The following is a 22,911-nucleotide window of genomic DNA, read 5'->3' as shown; positions in this document are numbered from 1 at the left end:
AAAGCGCATCTCCCCAGCCGGCCGCTCTCCGGGCCCCAGGGCCAAGACCGGCCAGCGGACCGCCGGAAGGCCCCTGCCCGCCCCGCCCGTGCGCGAGGGACAACTTCCCTCCAAGGAAGAATTGATGGCCTTCGTCGCCGCGCGCGGCGGAGATGTTAGCAAGCGCGACATCGCGCGCGCTTTCGGCCTTGATGCGAGCCAGAAAATCGACCTGAAGAACCTGCTGCGCGACCTCGGGGACGACGGCACCATCGATCGGCGCGGCCGCAAGGTCCATGTGCCCGGTGCCCTGCCAGGGGTGGTTCTTGCCGACGTGACGAGCCGAGACGCGGACGGCGAGTTCCTCGCCATTCCGGTGGAATGGGATGAGGCGGAACACGGCGAGGCGCCGCGCATCCTTGTCCAGGTGCCCCGGCATGCACGCGGCCCGGCGCCCGGCCTGTCAGACCGGGTGCTTCTGCGCATTGCGGATTCGCGTGAGGACGACCGCTACGTGGGGCGGGTCATCAAGGTGATCGAGAAGGCCCGCAAGCAGACCCTCGGCATCTATCGCGCATTACCCGGCGGCGGCGGACGCATTCTCCCCATCGACAAGAAAAACCTGGGTCGCGAGCTTCAGGTGCCCGCCGGTGCCGAGCAGGACGCTGGCGACGGCGATCTGGTGTCCGTCGAAATGATGCGCGAGCGGGTTTACGGCTTGCCCATGGCACGGGTTAAGGAGAAGCTGGGCTCGTTGTCGAGCGAGAAGGCAATCTCGCTGGTGGCGATCCACGCCCATGGCATTCCCCACGTCTTCCCCCAAAACGTTCTCGCGGAAGCGGAAAAGGCAAAGCCCGCCGCCAAGGCCGGCCGCGAGGACTGGCGCGACGTGCCGCTTCTCACCATCGATCCGCCCGACGCGAAGGACCATGACGACGCGGTGCACGCCGAGCCCGATACCGACCCGTCCAATCCGGGTGGGTTTATCGTGATCGTCGCCATCGCCGATGTCGCCGCCTATATCCAGCCCGGATCCGCGCTGGATCGCGAAGCGTTGCTGCGCGGCAATTCCGTCTATTTCCCCGACCGCGTCGTGCCGATGCTGCCGGAGCGCATCTCCAATGATCTCTGCTCGCTGCGCCCGCTGGAGGATCGCCCCGCCCTCGCCGTCCGCATGGTGATCAACAGCGACGGACGCAAGAAATCCCATACCTTCCACCGCATCCTGATGCGCTCGGCGGCGAAGCTCGCCTACGCCCAGGCCCAGGCCGCCATCGACGGCCAGCCCGACGAGACCACGACGCCGCTACTAGATGGCGTGCTGCGCCCGCTCTATGCCGCCTATGCCTGCGTGAAGAAGGCACGGGACGCGCGCCAACCGCTCGACCTCAACCTGCCGGAACGCAAGATCCTGCTGAAGGAGGACGGCACCGTCGATCGTGTGATCGTGCCCGCGCGCCTGGATGCGCACCGGCTGATCGAGGAATTCATGATCCTCGCCAACGTCGCCGCCGCAGAGACGCTGGAGGCGAAGCACACGCCGCTGGTCTACCGCGTCCATGACGGCCCGACGCTGGAGAAGCTGGCGAATCTGCGCACTTTCCTGCTCACCATCGACATCAAGCTGGCCAAGAGCGACACGGTGCGGCCGGAGAATTTCAACCGCATCCTGGAGCAGGTGGAGAACTCGGATGTCGCGCCCCTGGTCAATCAGGTGATCCTGCGCAGCCAGTCCCAGGCGGAATATTCGTCCGACAATTACGGACATTTCGGCCTCAACCTGCGCCGCTACGCCCATTTCACCTCGCCGATCCGGCGCTATGCGGACCTGATCGTGCATCGCGGGCTGGTGCGCGCCCACGATTTCGGCCGGGACGGACTGCCTGAGGGGGTGACGCCTGCCGAACTCTCGGAGGTCGCCGCCGCCATCTCCGTCACCGAGCGCCGGGCCATGGCCGCCGAGCGGGAGACTGTGGATCGGCTGATCGCCCATCATCTCGCCGACCAGATCGGCGCGACATTCGCGGCGCGCATCACCGGGGCGACCAAGTCGGGGCTCTTTGTCGCGCTGGACGAGACCGGTGCCGACGGCTTCATCCCCGCCTCGACGCTGGGCGCGGATTATTATCGGTTTGACGAGACCCGACAGGCACTTGTGGGTGACCGGACCGGCGAAATGCACCGCATCGGCGATCGCGTGCAGGTGAAATTGGTGGAGGCTGCCCCGGTCGCGGGGGCGCTGCGATTTGAGCTTCTGACCGAAGGCACCTATCTAGGGGGCGGACGCAGCAAGCCGAAAGGTCCGCGAACTGTGCCGAAAGGCAGCGGAAAGCCCGGAGGCCCGCCGCGCCGAAAGCACGACGGCAGCCATGTCCCGAAATCCGGACGCAGCAAGGGTCGCAAGCAATCGTGAAGACCGCGCAGACATGACAGATGTTCTCACGACCATGATCGAGGATCGCGCCCCGCGCGCGCCCGGTGAGGCCATCAAGCGCGGCTTGATGTGCCGCTGCCCCAAATGCGGCCGGGGCAAGATGTTTCGCGCCTATCTGAAGGTGGTCGATAACTGCAACGTTTGCGGCGAGGCGCTGTATCACCACCAGGCCGATGACGCGCCGCCTTATATGGTGATTGTCGTGGTCGGGCATATCGTGGTCCCGCTGCTGGTGATCGTTGAAGACGTCTTCCGCCCTGCGATCTGGCTGCACCTTTCGATCTTCATGCCGCTGACTCTCCTCTTGAGCCTTGCGCTTCTGCCGCCCATAAAGGGCGCACTCGTCGGCCTCCAGTGGGCCTTACGGATGCATGGTTTCGACCCTCGCAGCCCGGATCACGAACCATTCCCACCGGCCGCAGTACGGCCAAAGGCACCATGACCGACCTTGCCGCATACCTCACCACGGCGGAACGCCGCCAGGATTCGCCCAATTCGCGCCCGCGCGACGCCGCAGCCCTCGTGCTTCTGGATCGCACCGGCAAGGAGCCGCGCGTCCTCATGGGTCTGCGCCACCCCGGCCACAAATTCATGCCGAACGTCTTCGTGTTTCCGGGCGGGCGGGTCGAACTGACCGACAAGTCGATGCCGGTTCACGGCGTGCTGGACAAAGAGAGCGAGCGGCGGCTTCAGGAGCACGTATCGCGCCCCAGTGCCACCCGAGGGCGCGCCCTCGCCTCGGCGGCGATCCGCGAAATGTATGAGGAAACCGGGCTGATGCTCGGCACCAAGGACGCCGGCAGCCCCGATAGTCCGTCCGATTCCTGGAAGGCTTTCGCCGAGAAAGGTGTCTTCCCGGATCTGGAAGCCCTGACCTTCGTGCTGCGCGCCATCACACCGCCGCGCCGGCCGAAGCGATTTGATACCCGCTTTTTCGCCGCCGATGCCGGCGCAGTGTGCGAGCGGGTGGAGGGACTGGTCGGTCCGTCCTCGGAACTCATCGAGACCCGTTGGCTGACCTTTGAAGAAACCAAGAAGGCGGAACTTCCCACCATCACGCGCGTCATTCTCCAAGAGGTGAGCGCCCGCCTTGAAGCCGGCTTCCGGCGCGAGTTGCCTGTGCCGTTCTACAGCATGCATCATGGCCGCTTCGTCCGGGCCGTCCTGAATTAGATTAGGACATCGTCATGCACGCCCCGGCGTCCACGGCTCAGATGAGCCGCACCGCCTCGATCACGGCTGCCATTGCCTCCATTTCTGTGGTCGGCATCGGCATCAGCCTCTCGATCCCGCTCCTCGCCCTGGAAATGGAAGCGCGCGGGATCAATCACACCTGGATCGGGATCAATACCGCCGTCGCGGGCATCGCGACGGTCTGCACGGCGCCGTTCGTGCCGGCGATGGTCCGCAAGCTTGGCCCCCGCGCACTGCTGGGCATCGCAATCGCGGTGACCGCATTGAGCTTGCCGGCCTTCAAGGCTTCGTCCTCCTTCCTGGTCTGGTTTCCGCTGCGCTTCGCCCTTGGCGCCGCGCTGTGCATCCTGTTCGCCGTCAGCGAATTTTGGATCAACGCGGTCGCGCCACCCCATCGGCGCGGTCTCATCATGGGCGTTTACGCCACCGCTTTGTCTATCGGTGCCGCCATGGGTCCCATCATCCTCAGCGTGGTGGGGACGCAGGGCTGGCCGCCCTATCTTGTGGGCGCCGTGGTTCTCGCCGCCGGACTGATTCCCATATTGCTGGCGAAAGGCATGGCGCCGACCATCGGCGCCAGCACCGGCCGCGGGGTGCTGTCATTCATACGGCGCTCCCCCACCGCGACGCTTGCCGCTCTGGTGTTCGGCGCGATCGAGACGGCGGTGATGAGTTTCCTCCCGCTTTACGGCCTGCGCCTGGGCATGCCCGCGAGCCAGGCATCGCTGCTGCTGACCATCGCCGTGCTCGGAAACGTCGCGTTCCAGATCCCGCTCGGGCTGATCAGCGACCGAATCGACCGGCGCATCCTTTTGATCTTCTGCGCCGCGGTCGGGACCATCGGCGCGTTCGTGCTGCCCTATATGCCGGTGGAAAGCCTGAGCTTCCGCGTGGCCATATTCCTGGTCACCGGAATCGTTGGCAGCCTCTACACGGTCGGGCTGGCTCATCTCGGCGCGCGCTTCCACGGCGCCGACCTTGCCGCCGCGAACGCTGCTTTCGTCATGCTCTATTCCATCGGCCTCGTCGTGGGTCCGCCCCTGGTCGGCTTTGGGATGGACCTTTACGATCCCTATGGTTTCGCCATCGTCATCGGCACCATGCTGGGACTGTATGTGGCGGTGGTGGGCACGAGGTTTGCGCTGACCGACCGCTCCAACGCTTGACAAAGCGGGGCGAATGAAGGAATTTCCGCGCCACGAGCCGCCGCGCTGGCAGCGCGTGCGACTACCTTTGATACCGCGCTGCCTCGGGCACGCCAGCGGCACCAGGATTTAGGAATTATGGCCAAGGCTGCAACCATCAAGATCAAGCTCCTGTCCAGCGCGGACACGGGCGTGTTCTATGTGACCAAGAAGAACTCGCGCACCAAGACCGACAAGATCGTGCTCAAGAAGTACGATCCGGTCGCCAAGAAGCACGTCGAGTTCCGCGAGACCAAGATCAAGTGAGCATGGCTCACCTTAACTTTTAATGGTTCATCGTGACTGACAGGGCGCCTTTCGGGGCGCCCTTTTTGTTTGTGCAGATGGCGAGAGAGCCACAGTCAGCCACTGGCCCGAGCCAACGAAAAACGGCCGGCGTGAGCCGGCCGTCTATCAATCCTCGAAAGAACGTCAGGTCAGAGACCGGCCACGTACTGGCTGGGGTCGACCGGCTGCGAACCCTTGCGAATTTCAAAGTGAAGCTGCGGGGTGTTGACCCCACCGCTCTGACCGGCCTTCGCGACGATCTGGCCGCGCCGCACCGTGTCGCCGCGCTTCACCATGACTTCGCTGTTATGAGCGTAGGCCGTCACATAGCCATCCGCATGCTTGATCAGCACCAGATTGCCGTAACCCTTCAATTCGTTCCCGGCATAAGCCACGGTGCCGTCTTCGGCGGCGCGGACCGATGTGCCTTCCGGCACGGCGAAGTTGACGCCATCGTTGCGGGCTCCGCCAGGCTTGGGGCCGAAGCCGGAGATCACGCGGCCACGCACCGGAGCGCGGAACTGCGGGCCTGAACCGGCAGCGCGCGGCGCATCATCCGCATCTTCGGTCGCGGCGGCAGCGGCGACCTTGGGCGCTGCCGCCGCAGGCGCGGCAGGCTTTGCCGGCGCGACGGCTGCTGTTGCCGGCGCGGCGGCAGGCGCCAAGGTTGCCGCCTGAACCGGCGCGCTCTTGGGCGCGGCAGGAGCCACAGGGGCAGCCACCGGCGCCGCGAGCGGAGCAGCGGCAACAACCGTCGTCGGCTTGGCGCTGACAACAGCCGGCACCGGCTTTGACTGAGCGAGATTGCCCATCGAAGAGGGCACGATCAGCGTCTGCCCGACACGAAGCGGCGCATTCTGCTGCAGATTGTTCGTTGTTGCGATCACCGCCGGCGTGGTGCCGTAGGAGCGCGCCACCGAGGCCATGGTCTCGCCGCCGACCACCACATGAGCAACACCGGAGACACGCGGCGCGGCCGGCGCGGCGGCATGAACCGGGGCGGGTGTGTAGGTGGCCGCCGGGGCGGAATAATTGGTTGGCGCGTAGGCCACCGGAGGACCGGAAGGCGCGGCAGCCTGGGGGTATGCCATCTGGGGCGCACCGATTGGCGCCCGTTCCACCTGCGCGGTCGGCGCAGCGCCGAGCGAACCGGTGACTTCAGGCGAACCCTGCGTCGAAGGTGGATAGGGGCTCGACAACGAAGTGAGGCGTGTCGAGTCTGAGCTGCATCCAGCAAGCGCGCTCGAGACAAGCCCGACCAGGGCAAGCTTCGAAAAAGCGCTATTTCCCGCGGTCTTAAAATTGGAAGGCATGTGAGGGCACTCGCACGCAACGAACATGACGTGAGTAAAGCTGGAGCGAGTAAACACGGGCTTAAATGCCGCAAAAATGCTTAAATTCATTACGGTAGCGCGACATTTATGTCACAGCCCAAATCGCGCCCTATTGCAGCTTGGTCGGAGGCGTCGTCAGCAGCCGCCCGGTCGATCCGGCGGTGTTGGTGACGCTGGAGCCGAGTTGCTCCACCTGGGCGCCGAGATTGTCGCGTGTGTTGGGATCGAACACCGCGACAGGCGCCGAGATGACGACGCCGGCAGCGGTGCCGATGCTCGCCGCGGCACCGCTGGTCACCTGGATGATGCGGTCGCCCACGCCTTCGCGGCCGTCGGTCATCTTCTGCCCCTCCGCCAGGCGGCGGCCGATCATCTGCACGACTTCCGGGCTTTCCGCGAACTTGCCGTGGTTGAGCTGGTCCTCGGTTCTCAGCTTCGTCAGATCGAGCACGGTGATCTTGTCTGTCTCGAACATTGTTTTGTATGGCTCGACCGAAGGGTCCACCTGTCCGAGGCGCGCCTTCGAGCCCCACACCTGCTGCGACACCTGAAGGGCGCGGTCGTCTTGCGACACGAAAACCGCGAAATCCGGCCGCTTCGGGCCGAAATCGGCCATCTGGGTGCGGAAGATGTCCACGTCCACATCCGGCGCCGCCAGCATCACGGTCTTGATCTTCGGCAGGATTCGCCCGTTGCGGATCGCCATCTGGCGGAGGGCTTCGAGCGTCACCCAATTGCCCATGGAGTGGGCGAGAATGGTGATCTCCCCTACATCCGGGCTCTTGGCGAGAACCGTCAGAAGGCGCTCCAGCGCATCGCGGGAATAGGACGCGCTCTCCCGGTCATAGCCATAAGCCAGCAGGCTGCCGCGCGAGGGCCAGGTGAACAGCACCGGCATTACGTCCGCACCCGAATCGTGGATGATCTGGGCGAACCGGAAGACGGCATCCTCGAAGCGGTTGTTGTAGCCGTGGATGAACACCAGCGCCTGGCGCTTGGGGGTCTTGGCGATCTTCTTCGTGACCCAGGCCTTGGCCTGCTCCTGCGTCACCACATCGGCGTTGAGCGTCACGAAATCCGTGGCCGGATTGCCCGGCACGCTCTTGGGCCACTGGACCTCGCCGATGGTGCGCACATTGTCCGGGGGAATCGACACGGTGATTTCTGCGAAGCCGGCATCCAGCCCTCGGTCGCCGCCGTAGAGATCGCCGCCCGTGACCGTGGCGCGCGTCGTGGCAACGAGCATCTCGACCCGGCTGGCGCCCGGAACAGTCGCTGCAATGGGAATGAGGATGCCTGCGGGCCGGCTCGCGCAGGCCGTGAGCCCAAGGCTCGCGAGTGCGAAGGCGATGCCCGCCATGACGTAGCCGCGACGCTTCAAACCAAGCTCTCCTCCCCCACCCGAGGTCGATAGAGGAGCGTAAAGGGTGGCGCAATCGGCAATCGCGTGAGCAGCCGCCCTGCCCCAGCGTTCACAACGTCGCCGATACTCCAGAGAGCAGCGGCACAAACCGCACGTCAGACAGTAACGAGGCACTCATGCCGCCGGCGCTTTTCACGAAGCGCGTGAGCTGTTGCACGGATGCAGCATCACCAATCGGCGCGACGAGGATGCCGTCGATGCGCAACTGGTCCAACAGGGCTTGGGGCACTTCGGAAATCGCAGCGGTGATCATGATGCGGTCGAACGGTGCGCGGGAGGGAGCGCCGCCGCGCCCGTCAGCCGCGATGGCGGTCACATTGCGCAGGCCTAGCACCTGGAAGCGGACCTGAGCCTCACTCACCAGGGTGCGATAGCGTTCCAGCGTCACCACCTCGGATGCGAGGTGGGCGAGGATCGCTGCCTGATATCCCGAGCCGGTTCCCACTTCGAGAACGCGATGCTCGGCATTGACAGCGAGCGCCTCGGTCATCTCCACCACCACGCTCGGCTGCGACATGGTCTGCCCGCAGGCGATGGGAAGCGCGACATCGTCATAGGCGTGCTGCCGCAATACCGGGTCCACGAACAACGCGCGGGGCACCAGTTCCATGGCGCGAAGAACCAGCGCATCGCCTGCGCCGCGTCGGCGAAGCCCCCGGACGAACGCCGCCCGCTCCGTGTCCTCCGCTTGCGTATGCTCCATGAAAGCCCCGAACCTGCCAAAGCCGCATCGTGGCCGGTGATCAGGATACCAGAATTCTCACGCCGCGCAGGGACCGAACAGGGCTTGCGGAGCCACCCGCGCTCGGCCACCTTCCCGGCCATGCGCCCCGCCATACTTGACCCCTTGTTTGCGCCCCTGACGACGCTCAAGGGGATCGGCCCCAAGATGGAACGCCCCTTCGCGCGTTTGCTCGAGCGGGAGACGCCGCGCGTCATCGATCTGCTGTTTCACCTCCCGTCCGGCTTTGTGGATCGCCGCGCACGCCCGACCATCGCAGATGCGCTTCCTGAAACCGAGGTCACGCTGGAGGTGCGGGTGGACGGCCACAGCCCCGCCCCCTCCGGTCGGCGCGCGCCGCACCGCACCTTCGTCAGCGACGCCACCGGCGATCTGGTGGTGACGCATTTCAAAATCGATCCCGCATTCATTGAGCGCCTGTTGCCGGTAGGAGCCACCCGCTGGCTGTGCGGGAAGATTACCCTCTACGACGGCATGCGCCAGATGACGCATCCGGACCGTGTGCTCGATGCCGCCGGCCTCGCCAAGCTTGCGCCGATCGAGCCGGTCTATCCCCTGGTCGAAGGGCTGGGCGGCGGGCAGGTGCGGCGCGCCATGGAAGCTGCGTTGGCGCGCGTGCCCGATCTACCGGAAGCGATTCCTTCCGATATCCTCGCAGCGGAAAGGTGGGAGGATTTCAAGGCTGCCCTCCTGCGCGTCCACCGCCCGGCGGACATCCCCGACATCGAGCCCACCGGACCGGCATGGCGCAGGCTGGCATTCCAGGAATTGCTGGCGCACCAGGTGACGCTCGGCCTCGTGCGCGCGCGCCAGACAGAGGTCGGCGGCCGTCCGAGCGCGGGCGATGGCGTGCTGGTCGCGCGGCTGCGCGGCGCACTCCCCTTCGCCCTCACTGGGGCGCAGGAGATCGCGTTGCGGGACATCCGCGCCGACATCGCCTCGGACAAGCGCATGCTGCGCCTGCTCCAGGGGGACGTGGGATCCGGCAAGACCGTGGTGGCGCTGCTGGCCGCTGCGTGCGTCATCGAAGTGGGACGTCAGGCGGCTTTGATGGCGCCCACCGAAGTTCTGGCGCGACAGCATTACGAGACCATCGCGCCCCTCGCCGCTGCGGCGGGGATCGGCACCGCGATCCTTACCGGGCGCGAGAAGGGCCGCGCCCGTGCCGCCATCCTGGATGATCTTGCCGCCGGCCGCACCGGACTGCTTGTCGGCACCCATGCCTTGATCCAGCCCGATGTGGCATTCGCGGACCTCGCGCTCGCCGTCGTGGACGAGCAGCACAGGTTCGGCGTCGAGCAACGGTTCACCCTCTCGCGCAAGGGCGAAGCGGCCGACATGCTGCTGATGACCGCCACCCCGATCCCGCGCACCCTCGTTCTCACCCTGTTCGGCGATATGGCGAGTTCCGAACTGCGCGAGAAGCCGCCGGGGCGCCAGCCGGTCGATACCCGCGCCATCTCGCTTGAACGGTTGGAAGAAGTGGCGCGCGCCGTAGGCCGGGCACTGGAGGGCGGCGCACAGGCCTATTGGATCTGCCCTCTCGTAGAGGAAAGCGACACCTCGGACCTCGCCGCGGCCACCGAGCGCCATGCGGAACTGAAGGCCCGCTTCGGGCCGCGTGTCGATCTTGTCCACGGCCGCATGTCCGGCAGCGAGAAAGACGCCGCAATGGCGCGCTTCTCCAGCGGCGAATCCCGCATCCTGGTGGCGACCACTGTGGTCGAAGTGGGTGTGAACGTGCCCAACGCCACGCTCATCGTGGTGGAGCATGCCGAACGTTTCGGCCTCGCCCAGCTTCACCAATTGCGCGGTCGCGTGGGGCGCGGCGACAAGCCCTCCACCTGCCTGCTGCTGTTTCGCGGGCCGCTGGGAGAAACCGCGAAAGCCCGCCTCGCCATGCTGCGGGCCAGCGAAGACGGCTTCGCCATCGCCGAGGAGGATCTGCGGTTGCGCGGCGAAGGCGACGTTCTCGGCACCCGGCAGAGCGGCTTTCCCGGCTTCCAGGTGGCGCGGCTGGAATTTCACGCCCCCCTGGTGGATGCCGCGCGGGAGGCCAGCGCGCGCATTCTCAAGCAGGACCCGTGGCTCTCCGAGCCGGGCAGCGAGGCCATCCGCACGCTGCTTTATCTGCATGGGCGCGATGCCGCCATGCGCCTCCTCTCGGCCGGCTGAGGCACGCGATGCAGGAAATCTGGCGCAAAGCCTTGTTTGCGGTGGGCATCGTGTTCCTCATCCTCGGCGCCATCGGGATGGTGGTGCCGATGCTACCGGGCACCGTGTTCCTGATCCTTTCGGCGTGGTGTTTCGCCCGCACCTCGCCGCGCTTCGAGGCCTGGCTTCTCAACCACCGCTATCTCGGCCCCAGCGTCCGGCGCTGGCAGGAGACCGGCGCCATCCCCCTGCCCGTGAAGCTGCTCGCGCTGTCGAGCTTCGTCGGCACCTGGTCCGGGTCCTATTATTTCGGCGCGCCCGACTTCTTGCTGATCGGGCTTGGCATCGTGTTCGCCTTGCTCGCGGTTTTTATTGTCACGCGCCCTTCGGGAAGCTAGCCCTCGCAGCATGAGGCGCCCAGTGCGCGCAGGAAGGGGCGGACGTTGAATACCTCCGAGCATACGCGCCGTTTTTTCCTGCCGTTGGTCTTCGCTCTGGCCACTCTGCCTTTGTCGCTGACCCTTCTTTCGCTGCTTCCGGTTTCGCAGATCCCCGACGCCTACGCTCACCTCATCCGGGCGGACTCGCTCTCGCGCGGCATCATCATGGGCTGGATCGAGGAGGCGCCCCGGTCGGATGGCCGCGTGCAGCAGGTCCGGGGCGCGCTGATGGATCGTGGGCTGGCGCAGATGCTTGCCGAACTCGACCCCGAGAAGAAGCTGGGGGCGCAAGATTTTGACCGGGCAAAAGCCCAGACGTGGGCTGGCCCCGCGTTTTACAGCACCGGCGCGATCGCGACCTATTTCCCGACCTTCTATGTCCCGGCCGCACTCACGCTTGGGGTTGGGCGGGAGATCGGGCTTTCGCCCTATCAAGCGGTTTTCGCGGTGCGCGTGGTCAATCTGCTCTGTTTCACGGCACTGGGCATGCTGGCGCTGCTGTATGCGCCGCGCGGCCAGGGGGTCATCTTCTGCACGCTCGCGGTGCCGATCTCGGTTTTCCTCGCCAGTTCGGTCAATCCCGATGGATTGATGATCGTCTCGGCGACGCTCGCGGCGGCGCTCATGGCGCGGAACGCGGTAAAGGAGCGAGCCTCCGCAAGCCACGTTCTTCCGGCCCGCGTGGCGGTGTCGGCGCTACTGATCTGCGCGGTCGCCCTGGCAAAGCCGCCCTACGTCCCGCTGGCGGCCCTCCTGATCCTCCCGTTTCCCTGGAGCCGCGCGGGGTTTTTCGGCTCGGCGTTCGCGGTTCGCCTGGGGCTGATCGCGGCAATCGTAGCGGCCACCGCTGCCTGGGTGGCGACTGTGGCCCATATCGCCACCATCCCCCTACTGGATGCGACCTATGAGGCCGGCCCGCTCTGGCCCGGTCCTCGGCCGGCCTTCTTCGCGGCGCTCGACCCTTCCGCGCAGATGAAGGTGCTGTTGGCCGAGCCGCTCCGGCTCCTCACCATTCCCCTGAACACCTTCATTTTCGAGCGCGGCCTTCAGCGCCAGATGATCGGGATGCTGGGCTGGGTGAACACCCCCCTGCCGGTCATCGTCTATACGCTCTGGACCTGCGCACTCGGAGCCGCGCTGGTCTCCGACGCGACGCGTCAGCAGCCACCGGCAAAGCCGTGGGGGCCGCATCTCACGGAAAGCGCATTGCTGTTTCTCGCCGTCCTCATGGCGCTCTGTGCGATCTATCTCTCCCATTACGTCACCTGGACGCGGGTGGGCGCGCCGCTCACCGAGGGCACGCAGGGCCGGTATTTCCTGCCCCTGCTCCCCATGCTCGCCGTGGCCGTTCCCCTAATGGGCGGCGGGTGGACCCGCCTCCCGGCGCGGGTGCTTCTCGCGGCACCGTTGGTGGTTGCCGCTCTCGATATCCTGGTCATACCGGGCGCGGTGACGCGCGCCTTCTACTTGCAATAAGCCGCTTGGGCTTGATAGTTAGAGATGATTTTACGTTGAGCTAACGACATTTACACCGCGCGAACATCTGTGGCTTGAAAGAAAAAACATGACTTCAATTAAATCTGCGATTCAGGTGATCGCTCTGGTTGTTGTTGCGATTTTTGCTTCAATCCTCATAAGCGAAGTATTTATACGAATTGTTGCACCACAAAATCTCACTGGGACGAGTCGCGTTCAGGACGATACCGGGCTTCTGCTCAACAAGGACAGCGGGCATTCCCAGCACCAGTTTTTCGGCACATCCGTCGTCTATCACTTCGGCAAGTATCACGACCGGCTGCTGGCGCACCCGGTCAGCGAAATTGAGCGAAAGCCGCGCGTGCTCGTGCTCGGGGATTCGTTCACCTTCGGCTGGCTGATTGCCGACGGCGCGACCTATGTCGACATGCTACAGGACAAGTACCGCAACTATCAGTTCATCAACGCCGCTGCGGCGGGGTGGGGAACGGCGGACTACACCAAATATGTCGAGAATTACTGCACCGACATCAAGCCGCAGATTGTGCTGGCCTTCCTTAATTCCGACGACATCGCCCGCACCTTCCGCAGCGGCCTGTACGCCTTTGAGAACGGAAAACTGACACCCGAGAAGGTCCAGAAGGACCCGCTCAAGACATTCCTGAACAAGCTGCCCCTCTATAATTTCGTCTCCGAGCATTCCCAGGTCCTGGCCCTGATCAAGGCGGCCTTCTATCGGAGCCAGCCGCAGAGAGACATTTCCGGCCAGCAGTTCCCTCATTTCAACATGGAGGACGAAAGCGTCCGGAAGACCGCCGTGGCGAAGGGCCAGGCGACGTTTCTTCGCCTGAAGACGGCGGCGGCCGCCTGCGGCGCGAAGCTGGTCGTGATCTATACCGGCTGGGTCGACTACAATGACCCGGCGAGCGACCTGGACCCGACGATGAACTTCATGCGCCAGGCCGGCGCGTTTTTCAGCGCGAACGACATCACCTTCTACAATCTGACCTCGGACCCGGCGATGACCAACCTCCGAGCGCATCGCCCGGACTACATCCTGCCCGGCGACTGGCACCCGAACGAAAAGGGCGTGAAGGTGATCTTCCAGGCAACGATGGACGCGCTCAACGGGACAGTGCTGACCGAAAGCCCAGGCACGCCGCCGCAGAAGACCAATCCGTAGGTCCCGGAGATAGGGCGGCAGGCGCGGAGGCTGAGCCCGCGCGACTGCCGTGCCCCGATCTTAAGTCGCTTATTCCACCGTCACGGATTTGGCGAGGTTGCGCGGCTGGTCAACGTCGGTGCCGATGATGACCGCCGTGTGGTAGGCGATGAGCTGGATCGGAATGGAATAGACGATCGGCGCCACCGTGGCGGGCATCTCCGGCAGGATCAGCTTCTGCACCGCATCGACGCTCGCCGCCTCCGCGCCCTTTGGGTCGGTGATGAGGATGATCCGCCCGCCGCGCGCCGCGACCTCCTCCATGTTCGACACGGTCTTATCGAAGATGCGGTCGTAGGGGGCAATGACCACCACCGGCATGGTTTCATCGATCAGCGCGATCGGCCCGTGCTTCAGCTCGCCGCCGGCATAGCCCTCGGCGTGGATGTAGGAAATTTCCTTCAGCTTCAGCGCGCCTTCGAGCGCCAGCGGATAATTGGTGCCGCGCCCGAGATAGAGCACGTCCTTCGCCTTCGCGAGGGTGCGCGCGAGCATCTCGATCTCGGGGCTGAGCTTCAGCGCCTCGGTCATCAGCCGGGGCACCTCCATCATCGCCCGCACGAGGCGATGCTCATCCTCTTCCGACAGAATCTTGCGCGCCCGGCCGATGCCCACGGCGAGGCAGGCGAGGGTCGCAAGCTGGCAGGTGAACGCCTTGGTGGAGGCAACGCCGATTTCCGGTCCCGCCAGTGTCGGCAGCACCACGTCCGCCTCGCGGGCGATGGTGGATGTCGGCACGTTGACTACGGCAATGGTCTTCTGCCCGCATTCCTTCGCGTAGCGCAGCGAAGCGAGCGTGTCGGCGGTTTCGCCCGACTGGGAGATGACGATGGTGACGCCGCGCGCGTTCAACGGGGTTTCGCGATAGCGGAATTCGGAGGCGATATCGGTGGAGACCGGAATCCGCCCGAACCGCTCGAACCAATATTCCGCGATCGCCCCGGCATAGAGCGCGGTGCCGCAGGCGGTGATCGAGATGCTGTCGATCTCGGCGAGATCGAACGGCAATTCCGGCAGGGAGACCGTCTCGGCGGAGAGGTCGAGATAGTGGCCGAACGTGTGGCCGATCACCTCGGGCTGCTCGTAGATTTCCTTCGCCATGAAATGGCGGTGGTTGCCCTTGTCCACCAGCAGGCCGCCGAGGGGGACTTTTGCCACGGCTCGCTGCACGATCGTGCCGCTCTCATCGTGAATTTCCGCGCCGGCGCGGGTGATGACCGCCCAGTCGCCCTCTTCCAGATAGGAGATCACATCGGTGAACGGCCCGAGCGCGATGGCATCCGAGCCGAGGAACATCTCGCCCTTGCCATAGCCCAGCGCCAGCGGAGAGCCACGGCGCGCCGCGATCATGAGATCGTCATGGCCGTCGAACAGGAAGCCGAGCGCGAACGCACCCTTGAGGCGCGGCAGAACGGCGGAAACGGCGGCGACAGGATCGCTCCCGCGCACCATCTCGCGGTCCACCAACTGGCCGACAACCTCGGTGTCGGTATCGCTGCGGAACACGACGCCCTCGGCCTCGAGTTCCCGCTTCAGCTCGCGGAAATTCTCGATGATGCCGTTGTGCACCACCGCCACGCGCTTGGTGGTGTGGGGATGGGCATTGCGCTCCGAGGGCTTGCCGTGGGTCGCCCAGCGTGTGTGGCCGATGCCGGAATGGCCGGCGAGCGGATGCCGGAACAGCTTATGGGTGAGGTTCTTCAGCTTGCCTTCGGCGCGGCACACCGCGAGGTGCCCGTTTTCCAGCGTCGCAACACCGGCGGAATCATACCCCCGATACTCCAGCCGGCGCAGCGATTCGATCAGGCTGTCCGCGACAGCTTCCTTGCCCAAGATTCCGACAATGCCGCACATAGGCTCAGCCACTCCCCGAATTGACCCAACGATTCTGTAGCATGGCGCGGGCGCCGTGCCTCTCACATCCTCTATCGCTTCCTGACAAGGTGAAGATTCAGGTTTTCGCCTTCGAGGCGTTGGTTTTGGAGGCGTTGGCCTTCGCCTCCGCCATCTTCGCGCGCATCTCCCGCGCCCGCCCCGGCTTGGTCACCTGACGCCCACGGGCCACCGCGAGCGCATCCTCGGGCACGTTTTCGGTAATCACCGAGCCGGTCCCGACATAGGCCCCATCGCCGATCGTCACCGGCGCGACCAGCGCCGAGTGCACGCCGATGAACGCGCCCTTGCCGATCTCGGTGCGGAACTTGGAATAGCCGTCGTAATTGCAGGTCACAGTGCCGGCGCCGAGATTGCTGTCGGCCCCGACATGGGCATCGCCCACGTAGGAGAGGTGGTTCACCTTCACGCCGCTCTCAAGATGGGCGGCCTTGGTCTCCACGAAATTTCCGATCTTCACATTGCTGTCCAGCCGGGTTCCCGGCCGCAGCCGGGCGTACGGGCCGATGGTGACGCCGCTTGCCAGCGTCGCGCCTTCCAGATGGCAGAAGGAATGGATCACCACATTGTCCGCCACCGTGACACCGGGTCCGAACACAACGTGCGGCTCGATGATGACGTCACGCCCGAGCTTGGTGTCGGTGCACAGGAACACCGTCTCGGGCGCCACCAGGGTGACGCCGCCGGCCATAGCTTCGCGGCGAAGGCGGTCCTGAAGGATGGCCTCGGCCTCGGCCAGTTGGATGCGGCTATTGACGCCGACGACTTCGCTCACGGCCGCCTCGGCGGCAGCCGCCGTCAGATTCTCGGCGTTGGCGATCTCCACCACGTCGGTGAGGTAATATTCGCCCTTGGAATTGTCGTTGCCGACGCGGCCCAAAAGGTCGAGCGCGTGAGCGCCGGCCAAAGCCATGAGCCCGGCATTGCAGAAATCGATGTCGCGCTCGGTCGGAGTGGCCTCTTTCTCCTCGCGGATGGCGACGAGTTCATCCCCGTCCATGATGAGGCGTCCATATCCCGCAGGGCTCTCGGGTCGGAACCCCAGCGCCGCCACCGCCGCGCCCGCCGCCAGAGGCGCGCGCAGGGCCAGCAGTGTCTGCGGCCGCACCAAAGGCGTGTCGGCATAAAGGATCAGAACATCGTCTGCCGGCTGCTCCAGCGCATCGCGGGCAGCGAGCACGGCATGGGCGGTGCCCAACCGCTCGCGCTGCACGAACACCTGCGCTTCCGGCGCCACGCGAAGCGCCTCGGCGGCGACATCCTCACGGTCCGGGCCCACCACCACCGCGATCCGGGTCGCGCCGGCCGCCTGGGAGGCGGCGAGAACATGGTTGAGCATGGTGAGGCCGGCGATCTTGTGCAAAACCTTGGGCAGGCGCGAAACCATGCGCGTCCCTTCGCCCGCTGCGAGAACCACGACGAGCAGGCTGCGTTCTGTCATTTCAATCCCCTGACGCTCATGCCGATTCCTTATCGTGCCGGAGCGCGCGGGAAAAGGCGGCAGCGCGTCCTCGGGCATTGTCCGTTGCCCGGCGCGGTGGCATGGAAGACGTGAGAATGGAGGCCGAGATGGCGAACACCACCTTCAAACCCGGCCCGCGCGCCATGAACTGGCTGATCTTCATCACCATGGCCGCCACCGGATGGGCGCTTTATGTGCGCTATCTGGTGATCGAGCCGTCAACGGTCGGCCTTGCCTGCGATGCCGAGCTCAAGACCATGCAATGCCAGATGCGCGCGGTGGTGATTGCGCTGTTCGGCTGGTCGGCATTCGGCGCCGTTGCGCTGATCGCCGCAGGCATCCAGATCATCCGGCCCTCCGTTGTCGCTTTCGCGGTGGGCTTGGCCTTCGCCGGGATCGCGCTGGTGCTCTACAACAATATAGCAGGCGCGGTCGCGGCCATGCTGCTCATCCTCTCGCTCGCGCGGCCAGGACGCGCCACAGCGTAAAGGACAAAGCAAGGCAGATGAGCCCGAACCACAGCGCCTGCCAGTTCTGCAAGGTCTCGTTCAGCGGGATATAGACGCCGGCGGCCAGGAGGCCCCAGAATCCGATGCGCTCGGTCATACCGACGCCCGACCCATCCGGCCTCCGCCGCACCGCGAGAAGCGCCAGCGCGATGACCACAGGGGTTAGCGCATTGACCGGGAAATCCTTGTAGCGCGGGTCGAACACCAGCTCGAAGGACGCTTCACCCACGGCAAGCAGCGCAAGGGCAAGGAGCGCCGAAACGGCGATGGCGCGGGCACTCTCACCGCGCTGGTTGCGGAAATCCAGAGCGATGGCGGGCGAGCGCAGCGCGGTTCCCCGCACCAGAAACGCCGGAGCCAGCAAAGTCACCGCCAGGGACAGCAAGAGGAACGCGGTGTTCCGGGTCCAGCCGACCCAGCCGAGGCTCTCCAAGGGCATGGCGGCGAGCGTGCTTCCAAGCGTTACGCCGCCCGCGAGCGCCACGGCCGAAACGCAGAACCACACGGAGGTCGAGGGCGCCGGCTCTCCCCGCGCATGCAGCCTGCGGGCCGAAATCCCTGCGACAGCAAAGGCACCAGCCGCCAGGACCGCACCGATCAGCGCCTGGAAGGGCCAGCCGGAATGGTTGCTGACCGGCTCGCCCCAGTGGAATTTCTCGGTCCGGTTCGCGGCGTCGATCAGGCCCCAGTGGCCGCCGACCGTGCCTTCGTTGCGGCGCTTCCAGGGCTGGTCATAGGCCTCGATGACATTGACCCGGTAGCCCTTTTCCTTGGCGAGCTTGAGCACTTCGTGCATGACCAGCGCCTGGTCGGCGGGGGATGGCAGGGCGCCCTCGCGCATGCGTCCTGCGCTCGGCCAGCCGGTTTCGCCGATCAGGATTTCCTTTCCGGGAAACTGGTCCGCCACATGCTGGCGAATGCGGTCGATGTGGGCCCCGGCCTCCTTCGCCGAAACGGGAAGGTCCTCCCAATAGGGGAGAATATGCACGGTGACGAAATCCACCTCGCCGGCGAGCGCCTTGGCGCGCTCCCAGAACTCCCAGACATCGGCATAGGTGACGGGCACATTGCCGGCCCGCGACTTCACGTCGCGCAGGAGGGCGGTGATGTCGGCGGCGGACAATTCGCCGCGCAGCATCACCTCATTCCCGACCACCAGGGCGGAAATCACGTCGGGATATTGCTGGGCGAGGCGGACGCCGGCGTCCGCCTCCGCGCGATTTTTCTCAGGATCGGAGCCAAGCCAGATGCCCTGGAAAACCTTCAGCCCGTGCTTTTTCGCCAGCGGGGCCACCTTGTCGAGGCCAAGCTCCACCGAATAGGTGCGCACGCAGGCGGTTATTTTAGAGAGCTGCGCGAGATCCTCATCGATCTGCGCCTCGGGAATAGGGGTGCCGCCGTTGAGCGGCGATTGGCCCTCACGGAACGGTGCGTAGGACACGCAGGGCAGTTTTTCGCCCGCAGCAAGGGGCGACGGCGGCATGGCCACCGGCCGGACCATCCATGCCCAGAACCCGGCGACGAGCCCAAGCACCGCAATGAATAGCACCAGCGGCAACCGGACGCCCGGAGAGCGGAGGGAAAACGGCATGGCAGCTCCCGCACCCGACCTTCGGGCCATCCGCGACATAAAGCTTCCCGAAGGGCCTGTGAAGGGATGGTGCTTCAACGTGCTACTTCGGAGCGCATGTCGTCATGCTGACAAATTCCATGCCTTCTTCTAACGTGTCGTCGCGGAACGCCTTCCGCTCACCAGCCTCGAACGCATTGGCCGTCATGGACCGTTTTCGTATCGCTCTGATCGCGGGCGCAGTTTTCCTTGCGTTCGCCGGCTCCGCATCTGCTCAATCCTCCTCGCCCGACCAGAAGCCGGCTCAGCCGGAGCAGGTCACGCCCGAGCAACAGGCGGCCCGCGACGCGCAGCGCCGCTCGGTGGAGGAATTCGCCGAAGCCGCAAAACTGCCCGGCGCCGCCGGCCTGCCGGAATGCGTGTGGACGGGACGGCGTATCGCCACGCTCCTGTGGCGCGACGATATCGACACCGCCCGCCGCCATCTCGAACTCTACGAGCGGTTCGGCTGCCCAACCGATCACCTGAAACTGGCGTTCCGGTGCCTGGTGCGCCAGGGCAACATCGATCCAAAAACGCAAGAGCGTCTTCCCGGCCGGGTTCAGCAGTGTTGGGTTAATCCCGACTATGTTGCTGCACCTGCGCAATAATTAGATCACGGGGCCGCCCCGGCCCCGTCGAACGGCTGCCACAGTCCCCATTTACCTCTTTATTTGAGAGGTTTAGTGTCTCGATGCACTGCCGTATAAAAGCAGTGCCGACCGTGGGGGCAGGTCGAAAAGGTGCCCGTGACGTTTGGCTGGAACCGTTGCCAAACGTCAGCGTTGACGGTTCGCCTTTCTTCGAGTGGTCTCGCTATGCGTCCGGGCCTTGCTGTAGCCGCAGCGATTATCGTGGTCGTGACTGGGTTTCACGCCGCGATCTGGTTTTCCCTCCGTCCGCATGGGACCGCCCCTGCGGTCACTGAGCGATTCTCAAGCCTCTCTTTCGCGCCGTACAGCCGCGACGTGCGCCACCCGGATAAGGGGCCGCCGGTCACGGCCGCGCAGATTCGCTCCGATGTGGACGCGGTGGCCGACTATACCCGCGCCATCCGCACCTATTCCTCGACCATGGGCCTGGAACTGATCCCCGCAATCGCCGCCGAGCGTGGCTTGAAGGTGTCGGTCGGCGCCTGGATCGACAAGGACGAGACCCGCAACGCGCTGGAAATCCAGAACGCGATCGGCCTCGCCAAGCACAATTCCAACGTCGAAGCCCTCGTGGTCGGCAACGAAACCATCTTCCGTGGTGAAAAGAGCGCGGCGGAGATGGCCGAGCTGATCCGAAGCGTGAAGCGCCAGACCAATGTGCCAGTCACCACGGGTGAAATCTGGAACGTGTGGCTGGACCATCCCGAGTTGGTGTCCGCCGTCGACTTCATCGCCGCGCACATCCTGCCCTACTGGGAAGGCGTGACCGCCGAAGCGGTCGTCGACCGCTCCATCGACATCTACAATCGCCTGCGCGCCGCCTATCCCGGCAAGCGTATCGTCATCGCCGAGTTCGGCTGGCCGAGCGCGGGCTATAACCGCGACGCGGCGGTGCCGGGCGAAATGGCGCAGGCCAACGTCATCCGCAATTTCACGTCGCGCGCTGACGCCCTGGGCATCGATTACAACATCATCGAAGCCTTCGATGCGCCGTGGAAGAGCTTCGAAGGCTCGGTCGGCCAGTATTGGGGCATGTTCGACGCCGACCGCCACATGAAGTTCTCCCTCACCGGTCCGCTAGAACAGCGCGGTTTCGGCCGCACCGCGATCCTCGCCGTCCTGCTGGGCCTGGCCTTCTGCCTGCCGATGCTCCGTGCTGGCCCGATGACCACTTCGCAGGGTGCTGTTCTGGCGGCGGCCGCCTGTGCTGTCGGCTCCTGGGTCGCTCTCGTCATCGACTTCTGGGCGACGCATTACGTCATCGGCGGCGGCTACGTCACGCTCGTGCTGTCTCTCGCTTTGCTCGGCCCGCTGGCGCTGGTGCTGCTCTATCGGGTGGAAGAACTCTCCGCCATTGCCTTCGGCCGGGCGCCCACGCGCCTTGTCGAACTGCGCCCGCGCGGCACGCCGTCGCGCTACCCCAAGGTCTCGATCCATATTCCGGCCTATCGCGAGCCGCCGGAGATGCTGAAGCAGACGCTCGATAGCGTCGCGCGTCTGGAATGGCCGAATCTGGAATGCGTGGTGGTGCTGAACAACACCCCCGACCCCGCCTTGGTGGAGCCGGTGCGCGCTCATTGCGAGGCGCTGGGTGATCGCTTCAAGTTCCTGAACATAGAGAAGATGGCCGGCTTCAAGGCGGGCGCCTTGCGCATCGCGCTCGAGCACACCGCGCCGGATGCTGAGATCATCGGCATCATCGATGCCGACTATATGGTCCAGCAGGATTGGCTGAAGGATCTCGTGCCGGTGTTCGAGGATCCCACCGTCGGCCTAGTCCAGGCGCCGCAGGATCATCGCGACGGGCATATGAGCCCGATGCATGAAGCCATGAATGCGGAGTATGCCGGCTTCTTCGACATCGGCATGGTTCAGCGCAACGAGGAAGACGCCATCGTCGTCCACGGCACCATGTGCTTGATCCGTCGCGCCGCCATGATGGAGGCCGGCTCCTGGTCGTCCGACACCATCTGCGAGGACACCGACCTTGGTCTGTCGATCGCGGAAAACGGCTGGAAGACCCACTATACCCGCGTCCGCTACGGCTGGGGCCTGCTGCCCGACACGTTCGAGGCGTTCAAGAAGCAGCGTCATCGCTGGGCCTACGGCGGCTTTCAGATCGTGCGCAAGCACTGGCGCCGGTTCCTGCCGAACGCGTCGCGTCTCAACACCTCCCAGCGCCGCCACTTCGTGCTCGGCTGGGTGTCGTGGCTGGGTGCGGAATCGGTGGGCGCGCTCGCCGCGTTGCTGTCGCTCCTGTTCGTGCCGTTCGTGCTGATCATGGGAATCGCCGTGCCGGCCCACGTTCTGACGCTGCCGATCATCATGACCTTCGTGGTATATGTTCTGCACTTCATCGCGCTCTACCGCATGCGGGTGGCGACCACGCCGCTGCGGATGGCCGGTGCCGCGCTCGCGGCGATGGCAGTGCAGTTCACGGTGGCCAAGGCAGTGTTCGACGGCTTCCGCTACAAGGACCTCGCCTTCGCCCGCACCGCCAAGGGCGGCGGGTGGCTGACCGGTGCCGCCCGCTCCTTCCCGGCTCTGCCGGAAGCGGTGGTCGGCGGCCTGCTGATGGCCAGCGCCGTCTCGCTGCACATGACCAACTGGCATACCGTGCGCGAAGTCGACCTGTACGCCCTGGCGCTCGCCATTCAGAGCCTGCCGTTCCTCGCGGCAGCCTTGATCGGGCTGGCAGAGACCTCGCGGGTCAATGATTTCGCGGCATGGAAGCTGCTGCGGACGCGGATTTCCGGGGCCGTGCGGCGGCTACGGCCGACCGCCCCGCCTGCCGTTGCCGAATAGGCAAAATCTCCTCATATTAAAGGCCCGGCGCAATGCCGGGCCTTTTTGATTCCGGGGTGCGCGACGCGCCGCTATTGGTAAAATTCGCCTTATAATTCCCCTTGCCACAT

General features: G+C 65.2%; 18 protein-coding genes. 12 read left to right on the top strand and 6 right to left on the bottom strand.

The genetic code is table 11. The features are described 5' to 3' along the window. Positions 1 to 73: 73 nt before the first annotated feature. From rnr to rpmG, 5 genes are all read left to right on the top strand, one after another. Entirely contained in the window at positions 74 to 2,392 is a 2,319-nt protein-coding gene (gene rnr / locus ADADO0_RS18285) for a ribonuclease R (RefSeq protein ID WP_511307221.1), read from the top strand. Between the two features lie 34 nt (positions 2,393 to 2,426). Next, positions 2,427 to 2,855: a DUF983 domain-containing protein gene (locus ADADO0_RS18280; protein ID WP_511306637.1), complete on the top strand. Its 429-nt coding sequence runs from the start codon at positions 2,427 to 2,429 to the stop codon at positions 2,853 to 2,855. Continuing rightward, complete coding sequence (locus tag ADADO0_RS18275) at positions 2,852 to 3,586, top strand: NUDIX hydrolase (protein ID WP_511306636.1); 735 nt, start codon at positions 2,852 to 2,854, stop codon at positions 3,584 to 3,586. The genes ADADO0_RS18280 and ADADO0_RS18275 overlap by 4 nt, the downstream gene beginning before the upstream one ends. A gap of 14 nt (positions 3,587 to 3,600) precedes the next feature. Next, complete coding sequence (locus ADADO0_RS18270; protein ID WP_511306635.1) at positions 3,601 to 4,773, top strand: MFS transporter; 1,173 nt, start codon at positions 3,601 to 3,603, stop codon at positions 4,771 to 4,773. Positions 4,774 to 4,890: 117 nt separating this feature from the next. Next, entirely contained in the window at positions 4,891 to 5,058 is a 168-nt protein-coding gene (gene rpmG, locus ADADO0_RS18265; RefSeq protein ID WP_511306634.1) for a 50S ribosomal protein L33, read from the top strand. 170 nt (positions 5,059 to 5,228) lie between these two features. On the opposite strand, the gene ADADO0_RS18260 is transcribed toward rpmG, so the two are convergent. The 3 genes from ADADO0_RS18260 to ADADO0_RS18250 all read right to left on the bottom strand — a co-directional run bounded on the left by ADADO0_RS18260 (position 5,229) and on the right by ADADO0_RS18250 (position 8,539). Further along, on the bottom strand, positions 5,229 to 6,170 hold the full coding sequence (locus ADADO0_RS18260) for a peptidoglycan DD-metalloendopeptidase family protein (protein ID WP_511306633.1): 942 nt from the start codon (positions 6,168 to 6,170) through the stop codon (positions 5,229 to 5,231). Positions 6,171 to 6,522: 352 nt separating this feature from the next. Next, complete coding sequence (locus ADADO0_RS18255) at positions 6,523 to 7,794, bottom strand: alpha/beta hydrolase (protein ID WP_511306632.1); 1,272 nt, start codon at positions 7,792 to 7,794, stop codon at positions 6,523 to 6,525. Positions 7,795 to 7,885: 91 nt separating this feature from the next. Then, entirely contained in the window at positions 7,886 to 8,539 is a 654-nt protein-coding gene (locus tag ADADO0_RS18250; protein ID WP_511306631.1) for a protein-L-isoaspartate(D-aspartate) O-methyltransferase, read from the bottom strand. A 120-nt stretch (positions 8,540 to 8,659) separates the two neighbouring features. Between ADADO0_RS18250 and recG the strand changes: the two genes are divergently transcribed. From recG to ADADO0_RS18230, 4 genes are all read left to right on the top strand, one after another. Next, a complete protein-coding gene (gene recG / locus ADADO0_RS18245; RefSeq protein ID WP_511307220.1) occupies positions 8,660 to 10,753 on the top strand; it encodes an ATP-dependent DNA helicase RecG in 2,094 nt (697 codons plus the stop codon). An 8-nt stretch (positions 10,754 to 10,761) separates the two neighbouring features. Beyond that, positions 10,762 to 11,130, top strand: coding sequence for a YbaN family protein (locus ADADO0_RS18240; protein ID WP_511306630.1), 369 nt, complete (start codon positions 10,762 to 10,764; stop codon positions 11,128 to 11,130). A 45-nt stretch (positions 11,131 to 11,175) separates the two neighbouring features. Next, positions 11,176 to 12,648: a DUF2142 domain-containing protein gene (locus ADADO0_RS18235; protein WP_511306629.1), complete on the top strand. Its 1,473-nt coding sequence runs from the start codon at positions 11,176 to 11,178 to the stop codon at positions 12,646 to 12,648. A gap of 88 nt (positions 12,649 to 12,736) precedes the next feature. Continuing rightward, complete coding sequence (locus ADADO0_RS18230) at positions 12,737 to 13,831, top strand: SGNH/GDSL hydrolase family protein (protein WP_511306628.1); 1,095 nt, start codon at positions 12,737 to 12,739, stop codon at positions 13,829 to 13,831. Between the two features lie 69 nt (positions 13,832 to 13,900). On the opposite strand, the gene glmS is transcribed toward ADADO0_RS18230, so the two are convergent. Then, positions 13,901 to 15,724 (bottom strand): glutamine--fructose-6-phosphate transaminase (isomerizing), encoded by a 1,824-nt coding sequence (gene glmS / locus ADADO0_RS18225; RefSeq protein ID WP_511306627.1) that lies wholly within the window; start codon positions 15,722 to 15,724, stop codon positions 13,901 to 13,903. Between the two features lie 97 nt (positions 15,725 to 15,821). Next, entirely contained in the window at positions 15,822 to 17,204 is a 1,383-nt protein-coding gene (gene glmU / locus ADADO0_RS18220; protein WP_511306626.1) for a bifunctional UDP-N-acetylglucosamine diphosphorylase/glucosamine-1-phosphate N-acetyltransferase GlmU, read from the bottom strand. A gap of 101 nt (positions 17,205 to 17,305) precedes the next feature. Between glmU and ADADO0_RS18215 the strand changes: the two genes are divergently transcribed. Further along, complete coding sequence (locus ADADO0_RS18215) at positions 17,306 to 17,713, top strand: hypothetical protein (RefSeq protein WP_511306625.1); 408 nt, start codon at positions 17,306 to 17,308, stop codon at positions 17,711 to 17,713. Here ADADO0_RS18215 and ADADO0_RS18210 read toward each other — a convergent pair. Then, entirely contained in the window at positions 17,673 to 19,325 is a 1,653-nt protein-coding gene (locus ADADO0_RS18210; protein ID WP_511306624.1) for a glycoside hydrolase family 17 protein, read from the bottom strand. The two genes, ADADO0_RS18215 and ADADO0_RS18210, sit on opposite strands and share 41 nt — an antisense overlap. 104 nt (positions 19,326 to 19,429) lie before the next feature. Between ADADO0_RS18210 and ADADO0_RS18205 the strand changes: the two genes are divergently transcribed. Both ADADO0_RS18205 and ADADO0_RS18200 read left to right on the top strand, forming a co-directional pair. Beyond that, positions 19,430 to 19,954 carry a hypothetical protein gene (locus ADADO0_RS18205; protein ID WP_511306623.1) on the top strand — a complete coding sequence of 175 codons (525 nt, stop codon included), beginning with the start codon at positions 19,430 to 19,432 and terminating at the stop codon, positions 19,952 to 19,954. Between the two features lie 207 nt (positions 19,955 to 20,161). Next, a complete protein-coding gene (locus ADADO0_RS18200; protein ID WP_511306622.1) occupies positions 20,162 to 22,801 on the top strand; it encodes a glycosyltransferase in 2,640 nt (879 codons plus the stop codon). Positions 22,802 to 22,911 lie beyond the last annotated feature (110 nt).

The organism is Aquabacter sp. (assembly GCF_965279295.1).
Classification (GTDB): domain Bacteria; phylum Pseudomonadota; class Alphaproteobacteria; order Rhizobiales; family Xanthobacteraceae; genus Aquabacter.
Note: the sequence above shows the minus strand (reverse complement) of the source record. Positions and strands in the feature narration are given on the sequence as shown.

Bases quoted from the DNA above. Each gene is read 5' to 3' on its own strand.
- ADADO0_RS18280 (WP_511306637.1), top strand. From the start codon at position 2,427: ATGATCGAGGATCGCGCCCCGCGCGCGCCCGGTGAGGCCATCAAGCGC.
- ADADO0_RS18275 (WP_511306636.1), top strand. From the start codon at position 2,852: ATGACCGACCTTGCCGCATACCTCACCACGGCGGAACGCCGCCAGGAT.
- ADADO0_RS18270 (WP_511306635.1), top strand. From the start codon at position 3,601: ATGCACGCCCCGGCGTCCACGGCTCAGATGAGCCGCACCGCCTCGATC.
- rpmG (WP_511306634.1), top strand. From the start codon at position 4,891: ATGGCCAAGGCTGCAACCATCAAGATCAAGCTCCTGTCCAGCGCGGAC.
- ADADO0_RS18260 (WP_511306633.1), bottom strand. From the start codon at position 6,170: ATGGCATACCCCCAGGCTGCCGCGCCTTCCGGTCCTCCGGTGGCCTAC.
- ADADO0_RS18250 (WP_511306631.1), bottom strand. From the start codon at position 8,539: ATGGAGCATACGCAAGCGGAGGACACGGAGCGGGCGGCGTTCGTCCGG.
- recG (WP_511307220.1), top strand. From the start codon at position 8,660: ATGCGCCCCGCCATACTTGACCCCTTGTTTGCGCCCCTGACGACGCTC.
- ADADO0_RS18240 (WP_511306630.1), top strand. From the start codon at position 10,762: ATGCAGGAAATCTGGCGCAAAGCCTTGTTTGCGGTGGGCATCGTGTTC.
- ADADO0_RS18230 (WP_511306628.1), top strand. From the start codon at position 12,737: ATGACTTCAATTAAATCTGCGATTCAGGTGATCGCTCTGGTTGTTGTT.
- glmS (WP_511306627.1), bottom strand. From the start codon at position 15,724: ATGTGCGGCATTGTCGGAATCTTGGGCAAGGAAGCTGTCGCGGACAGC.
- glmU (WP_511306626.1), bottom strand. From the start codon at position 17,204: ATGACAGAACGCAGCCTGCTCGTCGTGGTTCTCGCAGCGGGCGAAGGG.
- ADADO0_RS18215 (WP_511306625.1), top strand. From the start codon at position 17,306: ATGGAAGACGTGAGAATGGAGGCCGAGATGGCGAACACCACCTTCAAA.
- ADADO0_RS18210 (WP_511306624.1), bottom strand. From the start codon at position 19,325: ATGCCGTTTTCCCTCCGCTCTCCGGGCGTCCGGTTGCCGCTGGTGCTA.
- ADADO0_RS18205 (WP_511306623.1), top strand. From the start codon at position 19,430: ATGCTGACAAATTCCATGCCTTCTTCTAACGTGTCGTCGCGGAACGCC.
- ADADO0_RS18200 (WP_511306622.1), top strand. From the start codon at position 20,162: ATGCGTCCGGGCCTTGCTGTAGCCGCAGCGATTATCGTGGTCGTGACT.